Annotated in this window: 17 protein-coding genes; 13 read left to right on the top strand and 4 right to left on the bottom strand. The window is 61.0% G+C overall.

Features of this window, described 5'->3' with window-relative positions:
- Nucleotides 1-56 precede the first annotated feature (56 nt).
- Nucleotides 57-1,277: a polyhydroxyalkanoate depolymerase gene (locus tag AC1D1J_RS05795; protein WP_477694114.1), complete on the bottom strand. Its 1,221-nt coding sequence runs from the start codon at nt 1,275-1,277 to the stop codon at nt 57-59.
- Between the two features lie 168 nt (nt 1,278-1,445).
- Between AC1D1J_RS05795 and AC1D1J_RS05790 the strand changes: the two genes are divergently transcribed.
- On the top strand, nt 1,446-2,102 hold the full coding sequence (locus AC1D1J_RS05790; protein WP_477685210.1) for a glutathione S-transferase: 657 nt from the start codon (nt 1,446-1,448) through the stop codon (nt 2,100-2,102).
- Nucleotides 2,103-2,416: 314 nt separating this feature from the next.
- Here AC1D1J_RS05790 and AC1D1J_RS05785 read toward each other — a convergent pair whose 3' ends face one another.
- Nucleotides 2,417-2,839, bottom strand: a complete 423-nt coding sequence (locus tag AC1D1J_RS05785) for a cupin domain-containing protein (RefSeq protein WP_092130677.1) — start codon at nt 2,837-2,839, stop codon at nt 2,417-2,419.
- 311 nt (nt 2,840-3,150) lie between these two features.
- Between AC1D1J_RS05785 and AC1D1J_RS05780 the strand changes: the two genes are divergently transcribed.
- The 3 genes from AC1D1J_RS05780 to aroC all read left to right on the top strand — a co-directional run bounded on the left by AC1D1J_RS05780 (nt 3,151) and on the right by aroC (nt 5,445).
- Nucleotides 3,151-3,597 (top strand): hypothetical protein, encoded by a 447-nt coding sequence (locus AC1D1J_RS05780; protein WP_477694113.1) that lies wholly within the window; start codon nt 3,151-3,153, stop codon nt 3,595-3,597.
- Nucleotides 3,598-3,631: 34 nt separating this feature from the next.
- Complete coding sequence (locus tag AC1D1J_RS05775; RefSeq protein ID WP_477694112.1) at nt 3,632-4,234, top strand: hypothetical protein; 603 nt, start codon at nt 3,632-3,634, stop codon at nt 4,232-4,234.
- Between the two features lie 113 nt (nt 4,235-4,347).
- Nucleotides 4,348-5,445 (top strand): chorismate synthase, encoded by a 1,098-nt coding sequence (aroC, locus tag AC1D1J_RS05770; RefSeq protein ID WP_477694111.1) that lies wholly within the window; start codon nt 4,348-4,350, stop codon nt 5,443-5,445.
- Between the two features lie 142 nt (nt 5,446-5,587).
- On the opposite strand, the gene AC1D1J_RS05765 is transcribed toward aroC, so the two are convergent.
- Complete coding sequence (locus AC1D1J_RS05765) at nt 5,588-6,439, bottom strand: DMT family transporter (protein WP_477694110.1); 852 nt, start codon at nt 6,437-6,439, stop codon at nt 5,588-5,590.
- Between the two features lie 228 nt (nt 6,440-6,667).
- On the opposite strand from AC1D1J_RS05765, the gene AC1D1J_RS05760 reads away from it, so the two are divergent.
- Entirely contained in the window at nt 6,668-7,702 is a 1,035-nt protein-coding gene (locus tag AC1D1J_RS05760; protein ID WP_477694109.1) for an SDR family oxidoreductase, read from the top strand.
- Nucleotides 7,703-7,832: 130 nt separating this feature from the next.
- On the opposite strand, the gene AC1D1J_RS05755 is transcribed toward AC1D1J_RS05760, so the two are convergent.
- Complete coding sequence (locus AC1D1J_RS05755; RefSeq protein ID WP_477694108.1) at nt 7,833-8,645, bottom strand: IclR family transcriptional regulator domain-containing protein; 813 nt, start codon at nt 8,643-8,645, stop codon at nt 7,833-7,835.
- A 193-nt stretch (nt 8,646-8,838) separates the two neighbouring features.
- Here AC1D1J_RS05755 and AC1D1J_RS05750 point away from each other — a divergent pair, with 193 nt between their 5' ends.
- The 8 genes from AC1D1J_RS05750 to AC1D1J_RS05715 all read left to right on the top strand — a co-directional run bounded on the left by AC1D1J_RS05750 (nt 8,839) and on the right by AC1D1J_RS05715 (nt 16,539).
- A complete protein-coding gene (locus AC1D1J_RS05750) occupies nt 8,839-9,807 on the top strand; it encodes a shikimate dehydrogenase family protein (RefSeq protein WP_477694107.1) in 969 nt (322 codons plus the stop codon).
- 27 nt (nt 9,808-9,834) lie between these two features.
- Nucleotides 9,835-11,046: an ABC transporter substrate-binding protein gene (locus AC1D1J_RS05745; protein ID WP_477694106.1), complete on the top strand. Its 1,212-nt coding sequence runs from the start codon at nt 9,835-9,837 to the stop codon at nt 11,044-11,046.
- A 117-nt stretch (nt 11,047-11,163) separates the two neighbouring features.
- Complete coding sequence (locus tag AC1D1J_RS05740) at nt 11,164-12,039, top strand: branched-chain amino acid ABC transporter permease (protein ID WP_457280111.1); 876 nt, start codon at nt 11,164-11,166, stop codon at nt 12,037-12,039.
- A complete protein-coding gene (locus AC1D1J_RS05735) occupies nt 12,036-13,043 on the top strand; it encodes a branched-chain amino acid ABC transporter permease (RefSeq protein WP_457280112.1) in 1,008 nt (335 codons plus the stop codon). Before AC1D1J_RS05740 ends, AC1D1J_RS05735 begins: the two co-directional genes overlap by 4 nt.
- Nucleotides 13,040-13,798 carry an ABC transporter ATP-binding protein gene (locus AC1D1J_RS05730; RefSeq protein WP_477694105.1) on the top strand — a complete coding sequence of 253 codons (759 nt, stop codon included), beginning with the start codon at nt 13,040-13,042 and terminating at the stop codon, nt 13,796-13,798. The genes AC1D1J_RS05735 and AC1D1J_RS05730 overlap by 4 nt, the downstream gene beginning before the upstream one ends.
- 137 nt (nt 13,799-13,935) lie before the next feature.
- Entirely contained in the window at nt 13,936-14,697 is a 762-nt protein-coding gene (locus AC1D1J_RS05725; protein WP_477694104.1) for an ABC transporter ATP-binding protein, read from the top strand.
- Between the two features lie 32 nt (nt 14,698-14,729).
- Nucleotides 14,730-15,632, top strand: a complete 903-nt coding sequence (locus AC1D1J_RS05720) for a VOC family protein (RefSeq protein WP_477685221.1) — start codon at nt 14,730-14,732, stop codon at nt 15,630-15,632.
- A 13-nt stretch (nt 15,633-15,645) separates the two neighbouring features.
- Entirely contained in the window at nt 15,646-16,539 is an 894-nt protein-coding gene (locus AC1D1J_RS05715) for a sugar phosphate isomerase/epimerase family protein (protein ID WP_477694474.1), read from the top strand.
- Nucleotides 16,540-16,596 lie beyond the last annotated feature (57 nt).

Raw genomic sequence — 16,596 nt, 5'->3', positions numbered from 1 at the left:
TTCAGGAGCTGCTTGCGCCCGATTCCATTGGCCTGGAGGCCGATTTCGTATGAATTTCAGCCCATGCTCGAGTGAATCATCTCCCGAACCCGCGGATAAATCTGCTGGTTCCACTTGCGCCCGCTGAACACCCCATAGTGCCCCACGCCGGTCTGCACATGGTGGGTTTTCATGTACGGCCGGATGCCGGTGCACAGGTCCTGCGCCGCAACCGTTTGCCCTACGGCGCAGATGTCGTCGCGTTCCCCCTCAACAGTCATGAGCGCCGTGCGGCGAATGGCGGCAGGTTTGACAAGGCGGCCGCGGTAGCTGAGCTTGCCCAGCGGCAGGTCGTAGGTCTGGAACACCTTTTCCACTGTTTCCAGGTAGAACTCGGCGGGGAGATCGTTCACGGCGAGGTACTCGTCATAAAACACGCGGATGATGTTGGCCTTTTCCACATCACCGTCCACCAAGTGCTGGTACATGTCCTGGAAGGATTTTTTGTGCCGGTCCAGGTTCATGCTCAGAAAAGCGCTCAACTGCACAAAACCTGGATACACGCGGCGCATGTAGCCGGCGTGCGGAAGCGGCACATGGCTGATCAGGTTTTTCTCGAACCACTCGATTGGTTTGCTGGTGGCCAGTGTGTTGACACCGGTCGGGTTCACGCGGCAATCCACCGGGCCGGCCATCAGGGTCAGGCTGCGTGGCTGGGCCGGGTCATCGTCTTCAGCCATGATGGCGGTGGCCGCCAGCGCCGCCACGCAAGGCTGGCACACCGCCACCACATGGGTGCCCGGGCCAATGGCCTGGGTGAAGCGGATCATGTGGTCGATGTAGTCGTCCAGCGCAAACGGGCCGTGGCTTAGGGACACATCGCGCGCGTTGTGCCAGTCGGTGATGTACACGTCGTGGTCTTGCAGCAGGGTGCGCACGGTTTCGCGCAGCAGCGTGGCAAAGTGGCCCGACAGCGGCGCTACCAGCAGCACCGGCGGCTGGAAGGGCAGGCCCGAGGGTGTTTCCTTGCGAAAGCGCAGCAGGGTGCCAAAGGGCATGGACAGAACGGTTTCTTCCGTCACGGCAAGTTCGCGCTCGCCCACCTTCACTGAGCTGATGCCATAGGCCGGCCGTGTATGCGTCAGCCGCAGGCGTGAAAACACCTCCATGGACGCCGAAATCTTGCGCAGCAGGCTGCCTTCGGTTTTACCCAGCCAGAATGCCGCGCTACCGCTTTGGGCGAACAGGCGAAACGGCGACAGCAGGTCGGACTGGGTTTGGTAGGCCTGGTAAAGCATGGTTGTCCTGACATGAATCGGAATTCGTTGTCTCTTTGTCTCTGCCAGTCCATGCAGGCAAGTTACGGGCCAGTCGGAGCCGAAAAGCGCAGGCTGGCATAAGCCTTGCGGGAGTTCATGCATCCATCCTGCAGCCAGCGGGACCTTTCCGGTTCAAGGAGCATGTGCATGGCCAAAGCCATCCTGACGATCAGCAGCAAGAACTACGGAGCGTGGGCCCTGCGCGGCTGGCTGCTGGCGAAGTTCGCGGGGCTGGAATTCACCGAAAAAGTGATTTCACCGGATGACCCGGCGATGAAGGCCGAAATGCTGCTGCTTTCGTCCAGCATGCTGGTGCCCTCGCTGCAGCACGGCAACGTCAAGGTTTGGGACACCCTGGCGATTGCCGAATACCTCAATGAAATCAAGCCTAAAGCCCAGTTGCTGCCCGTGGACATCAAGGTGCGGGCGCATTGCCGTGCGGTGTGCGGCGAAATGCATTCAGGCTTTGCCTCCATGCGCGCTGCGCTGCCAATGAACATCAAGGCGCATTTTTCGGGCTTCAAGGTCTGGTCCCGCGCGCAGGCCGATATCGACCGCGTGCTGGAAATCTGGAAGGAATGCCTGGCCACCTATGGCGGCCCCTATCTGTTCGGCAAGCAGCTGTCGGTGGCCGATGCCATGTATGCGCCGGTGGTTACCCGGTTTTTGACCTACGACGTGCCCCTGGACAAGGCTTGCACGGCGTATTGCAAGCGCATCATGGAGTTGCCGGCGATGAAGGAGTGGGTGGCTGAGGCTCGGAAGGAGCCGGATGACATTGATGAGTTGGATGCGGAGTTTTGAGCTGACTGACGGCGATGTCTGTTGGTCTGATGAGGGCTGGGTTCTCTGCTGAGGGCTCTGGCCGGGGGTTGCCCGGCATGCAACTCACTTTCTTTTGCTTCGCCAAAAGAAAGTAAGCAAAGAAAAGGCGACCCTGGTTCCTGCGTCCCTGCGCTGCGCTGCGGGCAACCTGCGGTGCTCGGTCCAGCCGGGGCCAAAAACAACTCGCTTCGCTCAAACAAGTTTTTGCCCTGATCCGTCTGAACCTCCGCTCCTCGGCGCATCCACAAGGGGCAATCGGGAGCGGGTGCGGGGATGGGGGCGGCCAGGGCCGGTTACTTCCAGGGCGTGGGGGGCGGGATCTCGCAGACCGGGTCGACGTCGATCGATTTGAAGTCCGCCGGCCCGACGATTTCGAGGTATTCCATGTCGGGGGAGTAGTCGAACAGGAAATGCTTGATGCCCGGGCGCTGGTGCACCACGTCGCCGGCCTCGACCAGGGTTTCCTTGTCTTCGTACATAAAGCGGGCCCAGCCCTTGGTCATGATGACGATCTGGAAATCTGCCTCATGACGGTGCCATCCCGTGCCTGTTTCTGGTGCCATATTCGCCTTCACAAGGTGCGCGATGACCTTGCCGTTGGTCGCGTCGGCAATGCCAAGGTCGCGGTACAGGAAAAAGTCGCGCAAACCACCGGAGACAAACTGCGTGTCACCGGGCTTGACATGGGAAAACTTGGTCGCGGTGCGGTCCAGCATGGGGTGCTCCTGTTCAATCAAGACATCCAATTCGGGGTTGGTGCAGTGCAGCAAGCATGAAGTGTTCCACAGTGTGTGCGGCATGCGCTCCACCGCATGGCTGCACAGCCAGGGCGACAAAGAGGGGGGGGCTGGTTGCAAAGCTATAGTTCAGGAACGCCTAAACCACACCCATACGGGTCAAAGGCGTCTGACCCTGTGGCTCAAGCGCATCCGCTTCCTCAAGGGGGAGCAGAGGCCTGCCCCTTGCTTCAAGCGAATGCCGGGCTTGTTCGGCTTTGTTGACACTTTCACCTTAGAAGAGACTGTCCATGCCTCCATCGTTGAAGACCCGAAAGCCCATTGACCAACTCAAGCCGGAAGACCTCATCGCTTTTCCCGTCTGGGAGTTCGCAAGCGACGAGGAAGAGGATGAAGAGCAGGACGAAGCCTGGGTTCGCCCTCATCCGGCGAAGATGATGGGCCCGGACCTTTACGACCTGTCCGTTGCTGCTGATTTCCTTGCTTCCTCAGGCCAGACGTTCACCGGCTTTGTTGGCGTGACCACGGCTGGCGATCTCGAGTTTGGGCATGGGGTGCTGCTGCACGAAAACACCCACATCTTCGTTCCCTCGGCCGAGTACCCGCAGGCAAAAAAGGAACGCAAGGCGGTTGCGGCCGCGCTGCGCGTGAAAGAGTCTCAGGTCTTCCCGCTCAAGTTCACATTACGTGTTCTTCTGCAGGGCGAAGTTGCACCGCGCCACGGAGAGTTCGCGTAGTCGCAGTGCCGGCAAGCAACAAAACGTTCGCATCATGTCTGTTCTGGATCGCCCATTCTTCAATCTGTCTGTGATCAAGGCACCGGTGACCGAGGTTGCCCAGGCGTTTGATCGCTATCCGCCAATGCGGGTTCATAGCAGCCCAACCCCGTTTGTCTTGCCAGAACAGCCGTACACGGAAGACAAAGACGCGTCGCCGCTCATTCTCTGGTCACCGGCTAACGCCCCTGGGCTAACGGTTTTTATGCCTCACCTGTCTGCGGGAGACGGTTACGTACCAGCCTATGCGCAGTCGACGTTTCGCTTTGATGTGATTTCAATTCGAAGTACGACTGATGATTGCAAGAAGGACGCGCTCAATGAGTTCTCGGCTTATTCCCAAGGCGCTTTGTTGCGCTTTGTACGTGTAATGAGTGACAACCCGGGTTGGGACTTCTATCAAAAGGGAGATCCTTTGTCCTTCGAAAACCTGGAAAAGTATCAGTTGCGATTAAAGCGGAAACGATTGCAGCGAGGCGATGTGCTTGCCTACGTTGAATCCTGGGGAGCTCCAATCACATCGGCAATGTTCTGGCGCAGCGACTTTTCCGCTGTTACCTTCTTGCCGAAAGGACCGGCCCCTTCGGCATCGGTCTGACATGACCACGAGAAACCAGCGCTACCCACACTCCGGGTTTGTCCGGGCTTGTCAACGGCGGGCCTGAATCAGGCTGTCCGTGCCCCCTCAGCCCCCTCTGGGATAATCCCCCCATGAGCGGAAATACCTTCGGAACCCTATTCGCAGTCACCAACTTCGGTGAATCCCACGGCCCGGCCATTGGCTGCGTGATTGACGGCTGCCCGCCCGGCATGGACTTGAGTGAGGCCGACATCCAGGGCGACCTGGACCGCCGCCGGCCCGGCACCAGCCGGCATGTGACCCAGCGCAATGAGCCCGACGCCGTCGAGATCCTCTCCGGCGTGTACGAGGGCAAGACCACGGGCACCCCTATCTGCCTCCTGATCAGGAACACCGACCAGCGCAGCAAGGACTACGGCAACATCCTGGAAACCTTCCGCCCTGGCCATGCCGACTACACCTACCTGCACAAATACGGCCGGCGCGACCCGCGTGGCGGTGGCCGTGCTTCCGCCCGCCTGACGGCGCCAATGGTGGCCGCCGGCGCGGTGGCCAAGAAGTGGCTGGTTGAAAAATACGGCACCACCTTTCGCGGCTGCATGACGCAGATTGGCGACATCGCGATTCCGTTTGAATCGTGGGAACACGTGCCGGGCAATCCGTTCTTCGCGCCGGTGGCTGACGTTTCGAAACTGGAAGACTACATGGACGCGCTGCGCAAGGCCGGCGACTCCTGCGGCGCGCGCATTCGTGTCACGGCGTCCAAAGTGCCGGTGGGCCTGGGTGATCCGCTCTTTGACAAGCTGGACGCCGACATTGCTTTTGCCATGATGGGCATCAACGCCGTCAAGGGCGTTGAAATCGGCGCCGGCTTTGCCAGCGTCACGCAGCGCGGCACCACGCACGGCGACGGTCTGTCGCCAGAGGGCTTTCAGTCGAACAACGCCGGCGGTGTGCTGGGCGGCATCAGCACGGGGCAAGACCTGGAGGTGTCCATCGCGATCAAGCCGACGAGCTCTATCATCACGCCGCGCCAGTCGATCGACACCGCGGGCAACCCCGCCGAGGTGGTGACGAAGGGCCGGCACGACCCTTGTGTCGGCATTCGCGCCACGCCGATTGCCGAGGCCATGCTGGCTCTGGTAGTGATGGAGCACGCACTGCGCCAGCGTGCGCAGAATGCGGATGTGGTGGTCGCCACGCCCAACATCATGCAAAGCCGCAAATAAATCTCCTGCGCGGCCCGATCTCGCATCTGCGATCCTCACCGTACGGGTGGGTGTACGGCTCCGGTCCTCGACACGACCTCGGGCTGCTCGGGCCGCTCGCCACGATTTCTTTACGACTTCGCGCCGGTGCGTGCCTTAAGCTTTATGGCTCAGGTGGCGCAGCCCGAAACGGGTTAAAACCCGTGATCAGCGCGGTGGCCGATAACACCAGGATGCAACCCGGCAACATGCTGATCGTCACCGGCTCCCCCAGAAACAGCCCGCCCCAGGTCACGCCGAACAGCGGAATCATGAAGGCCGCCGACGTGGTGGCGCTGGCCGGAATCTCGCGCATCAACCGCATGCTGATCCAGTACATAAACCCGGAGGTAAACGTGCCCAGCACCGTAACGGCAGCCACGGCGCCCGGCGTCAGGACAGCCGAGGGTGCGGCGATTCCGCCCGGTATGAGCAGGATCAGGGCCGCGGCCACATGCACCACCGCTGACGAAGGCAGCGGCGAATAGGCCATGGTGGCGCGTTTCATGAGGATGGCACCGAAGCCGTAGCTGGCCGACGCGGCCACACAGGCCAACGCCGCCAGCACGACCCGGGGCGTGACGGCGACGGGCCCCAGTTGCACCAGCAGCGCGACGCCGGCAAAGCCGACTGCGCAGCCGAGCAGGCGGAGGCGGGTGAGTTTTTCCTCGCCGGCCAGTGCGGCGGCCATCACGCCGAAGAGCGGCACCGTGGCATTGAGCACCGCCGAATAGCCCGACGGGATGACCAGCGCGGCCCAGTTGTACAGCACAAAGGGAACCACCACCGACAGCATGCTCAGCAGCGCCAGCCGGGGCCACGCCTCGCGCGGCGGCCATTGGCCGCGCAGCCTGCTCATCAGCAGGCCCAGCACGATCGAGGCCAGGACGCAGCGGGTGGCCGCTACCACCCACGGCCCCAGGGCGGGGCTGGCGATACGCAGCAGGGGAAATGATGCGCCCCAGAGGGCGGACATCGCGATGAGCTGGAGGAAGTGTCGGGTTTGCATCAAACGCCGCTCGGGCGGCAACAAAAGCGGCAATGGAAAAGATGGCTGCCTTGATTGTGCAAGATTCGGCCCGACGCTGCAGCGGCCGCAAGGCATGGCTGGGGCGAAGGCGCGAATCTTTCCTACACCGTGCCAGGCGCGGGCCACTCTAAATGGAGGTTTTCACCCATCAACTTTCACTTTCGAGGAAGCGCCATGCCCAAAATCACTCCCTCTTCACGGACGTCCTCCACGCGCCCATCCGCACGCGCGGAGCCCGTCACCGCCAAACAGCAAAAGATCCAGCGAGAACAGGACAGCAAGGACGAGGCCAAGCGTGCCGAGCGCGAAACCACTGTCGGCAAGCAGAAAGAAGCCGTGCAAGCCGGCAAGCAGGATTACCCCGAGCCGCCGTTGCCGAAGCAGCACCTGCGCAAGCCCGGCCTGGAAGCCGAAATGGAGCTCAAGCCGCAATTCATGGCGCCCCACTACAAGGGCAGTGGCAAGCTGGAAGGGTTGACGGCATTGATCACCGGTGCAGATTCCGGCATTGGCCGCGCCGTCGCGGTGCTGTTTGCGCGCGAAGGCGCCGACGTGGCGGTTGCGTATCTTGATTCCGACCAGGATGCCAAAGAAACAAAGCGCTGCGTCGAAGCGGAAGGCCGCCGCTGCGTGCTGATTGCAGGTGACGTGAAAGATGCCGGGTTCTGCCGTGAGGCGGTGAAGAAAACCGTCAAATCGCTGGGCAAGCTCGACATCCTGGTGAACAACGCGGCCTTCCAGGAGCACGCTGATTCGCTGGAAGACCTCACGGAAGAACGCTTCGACGAAACCCTGCGCACCAATGTGTATGGTTACTTCCACATGGCCAAGGCCGCATTGCCGTACCTGAAGCAGGGCTCCTGCATCATCAACACGGGCTCGGTCACAGGGCTGGAAGGTAGCGCCAGGCTGCTGGACTACTCCGCGACCAAAGGGGCCATTCACGCCTTCACCAAGGCCCTGGCCAGCAACCTCCTGGACAAAGGCATTCGCGTGAATGCCGTGGCGCCCGGCCCGGTGTGGACACCGCTCAATCCGGCGGATTCACCGCCCGATGTCATCAAGGACTTCGGCAAGAAGACCGACATGAGGCGGCCGGCGCAACCTGAGGAGCTGTCGCCTGCTTATGTATTTTTGGCTTCTCCTGTTTGTTCCAGTTATGTCACGGGGATTGTTTTACCGGTGACGGGGAGTGTTGGTGCGGTTTGATTTGCCCGGCAGCTACTCACTTTTCTTTTGGCGAAGCAAAAGAAAGTTACTTGCATGCCGGGCAACCCCCGGCCAGCCACCCTCAGCAAAGCGCGCATCGCCAGAGCAAGAACCGCCCTGGCAGATGCACTCAAATCAGGTTTCTCATCGCCTGCGCCGTCTCCCGCAACACCGACAGAACCCGTCCCCCCGCCTCCTCACTCGACTCATGCCCCATGGGCATGGTCACGCTGAGCGCGCCCGCCACTTCCCCGTGCCGGTCCCGCAGCGGTACGGCAATACCGCGGTAATTGAGTTCCAGCTGCTGCTCGGAAATCGCCCATCCTTGCGCCCGCACGCGCGCCAGTTCAATCCGCAGGCGGTCCTTGCTGGCGATCGTGTACGAGGTGTAGGCCTTGAGTTCGTGGTTGGCCAGCCAGGTTTCCAGCCAGGCGGGGTCGCGCATCGACAGCATTAAAAGGCCCGCTGCCGTGACCTGGGCCTGCACGCGTGAACCCAGCACGTAGCCGGTGTTCATGGCGCGGCTGGAGCCGTTGCGGGCGATATAGACGATGTCGTCTCCGTCCATCACGCTCACGTACGCGCTCTCCTGGGTGCCGGCGGTCACGCGCTGCAAAAAGGGTTGCACGATGCGCGGCAGGCGCGCCGACTCCAGGTAGGACTGGCCCAGGCGAAGCACCCGCGGTGTCAGCCAGAAGAGCTTGCCGTCGCCGGCGACGTACCCCAGGTGCTCCAGTGTCAGCAAATAGCGGCGGGCGGCCGTGCGTGTCATGCCGCAGCGCGCGCCGGCCTGGCTGGCGGTCAGGCGTGGGTTGGCATCGTCAAAACATTCGATGATGGACAGGCCTTTTTCCAGCCCGGCAATCCAGTCGCGCTTGTCCAGCGTGGAAGGGCTGGGGGCCTGCAATGTAGAGGGTGAAATGGGGAGTTTGGCCGCGGTCATTTGCTGAAGTATTCACAACACGGTATCAACGCAGGCGTAGGTCAAACCCTTGTTTCGTTCGATCATCGATCTTTATTGAGCGATTAACGATCAATTTGGTGATAAACCTGTTGGGATTCCTGAGGCTAGCTACTAAAGTTCACACCAAATCTGGCAGTTTCAATCGATTATCGAACGTTTCAGGCAATCCAGCATGTTTTCCACCATTCAGGGCAATACCGACGTGTATTTGATCCCCGGCGATCCGGTCGGGCAGGTGCGTGCGCCGGAGGTGTTCAACCTGATCTTCAAGACGCTGGGTATTGATGCTGTCCTTGTCCCGGTACATGTGGCCGCCGGGGACATCCAGGCTTTTGTAAAGGCCGCTTTCCTGGCCAGGAACGTCAAAGGCATGCTGTTGACCATCCCGCACAAGGCCGAAGTGATGAGCCTGCTTTCGCATTGCAATGACGCGGGCCGGGTAGCCGGCGCGGTGAACGGCATTCGCCGTAACGCAGCCGGTGAACTGGAAGGCGCCTTGTTTGACGGCAAAGGTTTTGTCCTGTCGCTGGACTATTTCGGTGTGGCCTACGCCGGCAAGCGCGTGTTGATACTGGGCGCAGGCGGCGCGGCTGCCGCGATTACCGCTTCACTCGCAATGGCGGGCAGCCAGGCGCCAGCCGCCATTTCGCTCTATGACCCGGCGCCCGGCAAGGCGCAGGTGCTGGCCGACCAGATTGCCGCCGCTATGCCGCTGTCCAACGCAAGCATCGCGGCTGTGAGCAGCGGTGACCCGTCGGGCCATGACGTGGTGGTGAATGCCTCACCGCTGGGGCTCCGGGCCGATGATCCCCTTCCGTGCGATGTGTCCCGTGTGGCGCCGCATGCGGCCGTCATGGACATCCTGATGAAGAACCAGCCGACGCCGCTGGTCCGGGCTGCCCGCGAGCGCGGTCTGACCGCACAGCCCGGATTTGAGATGCTGATCCAGCAGGTGCCGGACTACCTGGATTTTTTTGGGCATGCCGCAGCGGCGCAGGCCGTTCGCCGCGATGCCACCTTTATCCGGGGGCATTTGTACCCCGCCACGATGGCCGGTGAAATCAGGCGCCCCTTCCAGACCACACCATCTGACAGTGTTCCCATCCCAGGAGTCGGGGAAGCACGACTCGCATCACCTTGATTTTTTAACCCCCCAGAGGAGACAACCATGAAAAAACGATTCGCTCTCAAATTGATAGCCGCTTGCGCTCTCGCAGTAAGCGCTAGCGCTGGTTTTGCGCAAGACGTCATCAAGATCGCCAACATTGTCGAGCTGTCCGGCGGCGGCGCCACGGCAGGCACCAACTTCAAGAACGGCGTTGAGCTGGCCGTCAGGGAAATCAATGCCAACGGCGGCATCCTGGGGAAGAAAATCCAGACAACCACCGCTGATACGCAAAGCAATGCAGGCGTGGCCAAGGGGCTAACGCAAAAAGCCATCGATGACGACGTGTTTGCCATCTTCGGTCCGGTGTTCTCCGGCTCCATCATGGTCAGCATGGCCGAATCACGGCGCGCCGAGGTGCCCAACTTCACCGGGGGCGAGGCAGCCGGCATCACCGAGCAGGGCAACCCTTACGTGTTTCGCACCAGCTTCACGCAAGCCACTGCCATGCCCAAGGTGGCACGCTACATCAGTGATCAGGCCAAGCTCAAAAGCATTGCCGTCATTTATGTGAACAACGATTTCGGCAAAGGCGGGATGGACTCGATCAGGAAGGCCCTCGCCAATTCGCCGACCAAAATCCTGAGCGAGATCTCCACCGAACCCGGCCAGGTCGACTTCTCTGCCGCGGTGCTGCGTGCCAAGCAAAGCAATGCAGACGGCGTGTTCGCTTATTCAAACGAAGAAGAGTCGGCACGCTTGCTGCGTGAGCTGCGCAAGCAGGGCTGGAACAAGCCCATCATCGGCGAAACCACCCTGACAGGCCAGAAAGTCATTGAGCTGGCCGGTGAGGCTGCCAACGGCGCGATTGCCCACGTGGGCTTGACGGTGGATGCGCCGGTGCCTGCCATCCGCGCCTTCAAGGCCAAGTTCGAGAGGGACTACAAGTACATCTCCGACCACAACGGCATGAAGGGCTACTCCGGTGTTTACGTGCTCAAGGCTGCCATTGAAAAAGCCGGCAAGCTGGACCGCAAAGCCGTGGCTGCGGCCATGAAGGGCCTGAAGGTCAACACCGACAAATACCCCGGCGCGCTGATGTACACCGAGTTTGACAACAAGGGCGACCTCGACCGCATGAGCTTCATGGTGGAAGTCAAAAACGGCAAGCAGGAAGTCATTGACATGGTTCCCCCGCTTGGCCTGGCCACCCGGGACGTGAGCAAGACCCTTCCTTTGGCGCCTGCTGCGGCCAAGCCGGCCGCGAAGAAATAACTGAGTAACTGCAACCTCGGCCGGCCATGCGGGGCCGGCCGCTCATGGGGCAGGGCGCAAGCCCTTCCCATTGAGAACTCCGCTGAATACAACCGACTTTCTCCATCGGACCTTCCCATGACAGACTTTCTCCAACTCTTTTTCTCGGGCCTGGCCACCGGCAGCATTTATGCGCTGGCAGCCCTGGGCTTTACCTTGCTGTGGCAGGCCTCGGGAACGATCAACTTTGCGCAGGGTGAATTTGTCATGCTGCCGGCCTTCATGATGCTGGCCTTCATTTCGCTGGGCGCACCCATGCTGGTGAGCTTTGTGCTGGCGGTGCTGTTGGCCGTGCTGCTGCTGGGCTGGGTCTTCAAGCGGGGGGTGGTGGATCCGCTCTTCAAGTACGGCATGATGCCCATCGTCGTGGCGACCATCGGGCTTTCCATTGCCCTGCGCAACGGCGTGCGCGCCGGCTACAGCGCCGAAGCCCATCCTTTTCCGAGTCTCTTTGCCGACAAGCTGTTCAACATCGCCGGCGTCACGATAACGCTTCAGGACATCGGCACTTTTGCGCTGGCCCTGATCATCGTGATGGCGACGCAGGCCTTCCTGGCCAAAACCGTCACGGGCCGCGCCATGCAGGCCGTGGCGCAAAACACCGAAAGTGCTTCGGTACTGGGCATCAATGTGCCGCGCATGATTTTCTACACCTTCGCGATCAATGCCGTGCTGGCGGTGGCGGCGGCCCTGCTCGTTACGCCCACTTACCTCGCCAAGTTCGACATGGGCGAAGGCCTTGGTACCAAGGCTTTTTTTGCCGCCATCATCGGCGGTTTCAACAACTCGCGCGGCGCCTTGCTGGGCGGGCTGATTGTGGGGGTGTGCGAGAACCTGGCCGCTGCCTATATTTCACCGGCCTACAAGGACGCCGTGGCGCTGGTTATTTTCATGGTGGTGATTCTCTTCAAGCCACAAGGCCTGCTGGGTAAAAAAGAGGAGCGCAAGGTATGAAGCTCGCCAACAACAAATTTGCCCTGGTATTGACGGTTCTGGCCGCTTTGCTGGTACTGGCAGTGCCGCAGTTCCTGAAGAGCTACGGCATCTACCTGCTGACCTACTGGCTGGTTTTTATCATTGCCACCATGGGACTGAACCTGACCATTGGCTACGCGGGCCAGAAATCGCTGGGCCACGCGGCTTTCTTCGGTATTGGCGCCTACACCGTCGCCATCCTGATGAAGGCGGGTGTCAGCTTCTGGCTTGGTTTGCCGGCTGCCGCATTGATCTGTTTTGCCGTCGGGCTGATCCTGGGTTTCCCGGCGCTGCGCGTGCAGGCCATTTACCTGGCATTCGCCACGCTGGGTTTTAACACCGCCATCTGGCTGGTGATGCGCAATGAGGAATGGCTCACCGGGGGAACCTTCGGCATCAACAACATTGCACGGCCGTCCCTCTTCGGTTATTCGCTCGAAGGCAACCTGCCTTACTACTACTTTGTACTGGCCGTGACGGTCATTCTTTCGGGCCTGCTGTGGGGCCTGCTGCGCTCGCCCTGGGGCAAGGCCTTCACGGCCCTGCGCGACAACCCGATACGTGCCGAGAGCCTGGGGGTAGACATCCGCAACTACACGTTGCTGAGTTTTGCCATTGGCGCGGCGTATGCCGGTATCGCCGGTGCGTTGTTCGCATCGCTGGTGCAGTTCATTGAGCCGGGGCCGTTTACGGTGGCGGCATCCATCATGATGTATTTGATGGTGGTGGTCGGTGGCGCAGGTTATTTTCTGGGCCCGATCGTGGGCGCCGCCGTGGGTGTGGTGCTGCCGGAATGGTTGCGCGATGTGCCGCTGGTGTCCAACTGGTATTTGCCGATGTTCGGCGCTGCGGTGGTGCTGTTGATGGTGTGGCTGCCCGATGGGTTGCTCAGCATTCCTGACCGTATACGGGCCAAGCGCGCAGCGCGTGAGGCGTCCCAGGCACGTGCGGCTGCGGCCAGCCGGATCGGAGCGGCATCATGAGCAATGCATTGTTAAAAGTCGCCGGGCTCAAGAAGGCTTACGGCGCCATCCAGGCTGTGGGCGGGGTTTCCTTTGAAGTCATGCCGGGGGAAATCTTTGGTGTCATCGGACCCAATGGCTCGGGTAAAACCACCATGTTCAACAGCGTGTTGGGCCAGATCAGCCCCGATGCCGGCACGATCGAACTCAACGGTAAAACCATTACCGGCCTGTCGCCGCTGGAGCTCAGCCGGCGTGGCGTGGGCCGCACCTTTCAGACCCTTCAGGTGTTTGGAAAGATGACGGTGCGCGACAACCTGATCGTGGCGGCCCAGGAGCACAAGGGCAGCCTGCTCGGCCGCATGTTTGCGCCTGGCGACTCGGGGCTGGGCGACAAGGCCGATGCGCTCATCGACCAGTTCCGCATCCGCCATGTGGCTGACAAGCTCGCCGGGACCTTGAGCTACGGCCAGCAAAAGCTGGTGGACATCGCCATGGCTTTTATGGCCGAACCGGACCTGGTGCTGCTCGACGAGCCGTGCGCGGGCGTCAATCCCAGCCTGGTGGGCGGCATCTCGTCGCTGCTCCGGGATCTGAACCAGAACCCCAAATTTGGCCGCAAGGCCTCGTTTGTGGTGATCGAGCACAACATGGATTTTGTGATGGGCCTGTGCCACCGCATCATGGTGATGGTGGAGGGCAAGGTGCTGGCCATCGGCACGCCAGCGGAAATCCGGGCCAATAAAGAGGTGCTGGACGCCTATTTAGGGAATTAGCCTCCTGTCTCGGCTCACTTCGTGTAGCCGAAAAACGGGCAGTTAAGCCCCTCAGGGGGACAACCGCTGCGGCCCGGCGGAGCCGGTTCCGCGCCGTTGCTTGGAAAGAGGTCAACTGAGGCTTCATGGAGATTGATATGACAAGTGAGATCTGTATTGAATTTGACGATGTGGTGGCAGGTTACAAGGACTTCATGATCCTGAACAACCTGTCGTTCAAGGTGCGTACGGGTTCCATCACGCTGCTGCTGGGCCCCAATGGTGCGGGCAAGTCCACGGTTTTGAAAGCGCTGTTTGGCTTGCTCAAGCCGCGGCAGGGCCGCATCCTGTTGAATGGTGAGGACATTTCGGGCGCCAGCCAGAAAGAATTGCTGGCCAAAGGAATTGTGTTTGTGCCCCAGGGGCGCAACCTGTTTGGCCAGCTTACTGTTTGGCAGAACCTGGAGCTGGGCGGCATCACGCTGGGTACGAAAACCACACACGAGCGTATTCCCGAGGTGCTGGAGTTTTTCCCGCGTGTCAAGGAACGCCTGCATTCCCAGGCCTCAGCGCTTTCGGGTGGTGAGCAGAAGCAACTTGAAATCGGCCGGGCCTTGCTGCTGCGCCCCAAGGTCATCCTGATTGACGAACCCTCAATCGGGTTGTCACCCATGGTGGTGCAGGACGTGTTCAAGCTGTTGCAGAAACTGGCGGCGCAGGGCACGACAGTATTGATGGTTGAGCAAAACGTCAAAAGCGCGCTGAAAATTTCCGATGACGCCATCGCGCTTGAGTCGGGGCAACTGGTGCTGCACAAGCCGGCGGCGGAGCTGCTGGCAGACCCCAACATCGAACGCCTCTTCCTCGGCGGCGGCCATGTGCCGGGCGCAACCGTGGCGCCCGCCGTGGCAACTTCCTGAATCTGCTGCAACCTCTCACCGGAGACATCACCATGAGCACCTTTGCACCAGCGCCAGCCGCCGACCGGGAGGCCATCCCCGAAGTTGCCAACCCCCTGGGGCTGGACGGCATTGAGTTCATTGAATACACCACCGCCAAGCCGCAGGCGCTGGGCCAGGTGCTGGAAACAATGGGCTTCCGTCCGGTCGCCCGCCACCGCTCGCGCGAGGTATTGCTGTACCGGCAAGGCAGCATGAACGTGATTGTCAATGCCCACATTCCCGCCATGCCGGATGGCGCCGCGCCGACCGACAAGCCGGTGATTGCCGCTGTGGCCTTGCGCGTGCGGGACGCGGCAGACGCCTATCACCGTGCGCTGGAGCGGGGCGCGTGGGCCGTGCCGTCGCGCGTCGAGGTGATGGAGCTGAACATCCCGGCCATCCATGGCGTGGGAAAGAGCCGCATTTATTTTGTAGACCGTTACGACAAGTTTTCGATCTATGACGTGGACTTTGTGCCGATTCCCACGGTGGATCAGCATCCGCCTGCCGTGGCGGGGTTGCACTTCTTTGGTGTCGTGCAATACATCGGCAATGACCGCACTGAAGACTGGGCCGAGTTTTACCGCGAGCTGTTTGGCTTTACCGACCTGCCCGACGAACAGCGCTTCGGCATCCTGCCCAAGGGGCGCATCCTTCGCAGCCCGTGCCCGCCTTCGTCGCGCTTTTACCTTCAGCTGATCGAGCCTGAAGCCAGCGTGCTCGACGTGGAAGGGGACGAAAGCCTGCAGCGCATTGGCCTGGGCAGCGCAGACGTGCTGGCCACTGTCGGCGAGTTGCGCAAGCGCGGCGTGGAATTCCTCGAGTCACCCGGGGTCCATACCGAGGACCGCGGCGCGCTGACCAAGAGCTGGATGGGCAGCGTGAGTTTTGAGCTGGTCCATGACGTACGCTAAACAGGCGCCAGGCATGAGCCACTACAGCGGCAACATCGACGATTTCGGGATGGACACCATCTCGCTGGCAGGCCCGCTGGAGGCCAAGCTCAAGGCCGTGCGCGAAGCCGGTTTCACCCAGATCATGCTGGCCGCCAAGGACCTGGTAGGCCACCCCGACGGCATGGAAGCCGCCGTCGCTGCGGTGCGTGCAAGCGGTTTGCGCGTCACCGGGTTCCAGGTTTTGCGTGATTTTGAGGGGTTGTCCGGGCACCTGCACGACTACAAGATGGACATCGCCAAATCGATGCTGGAAATGTGCCATGCGCTGGGCTGCCGCCTGCTGCTGATCTGTTCGTCAACCTCGGTGCACGCCACGGGTGAAACCCGGGCGCTGGTCAGGGACTTGCGCAAGCTGGCCATGCTGGCGATTCCGATGAATATCAAGATCGCCTACGAAGCCTTGTCGTGGGGCCGCACCGTCAATGAGTTCCCGCAGGCCTGGGACATTATTTGTGAAGCCGACATGCCCAACCTGGGTTTGGGCTTTGACTCCTTTCATATGTTTGCGACAAAGACCTCGCTGGATGAGCTGGACATACTGGATCCGGACAAAATTTTTCTGGTGCAGCTGGCCGACTTCATGTGGACGGAAATCAAGTCGGTCGAGGAGCGCATTGCCACCGCCCGGCATTTCCGCGTGTTTCCAGGCGAGGGTGTGCACAGCGAAGCGCTGGCCACACTGGTCACCAAGCTGCATGGCCTGGGCTACCGCGGCGATTACAGCTTTGAAGTGTTCAACGACGACTACCAGCAAATGCCTTTGCCCACAGTAGCCCAGCGCGCATGGCGCTCTGCACTGTGGTTGGGGGAGGATGTGCTGCGCCGTTCCGTGCCGCTGCCTAACCAGATCCGCTTGAGAAAATGAAGCTCCCACGCTCGTCACTTCGTGCCTGCGGGGCGCTGCCCCTTTCCCCTGTGTATG

Source organism: Polaromonas sp. P1_F8, assembly GCF_056405635.1.
Note: the sequence above shows the minus strand (reverse complement) of the source record. Positions and strands in the feature narration are given on the sequence as shown.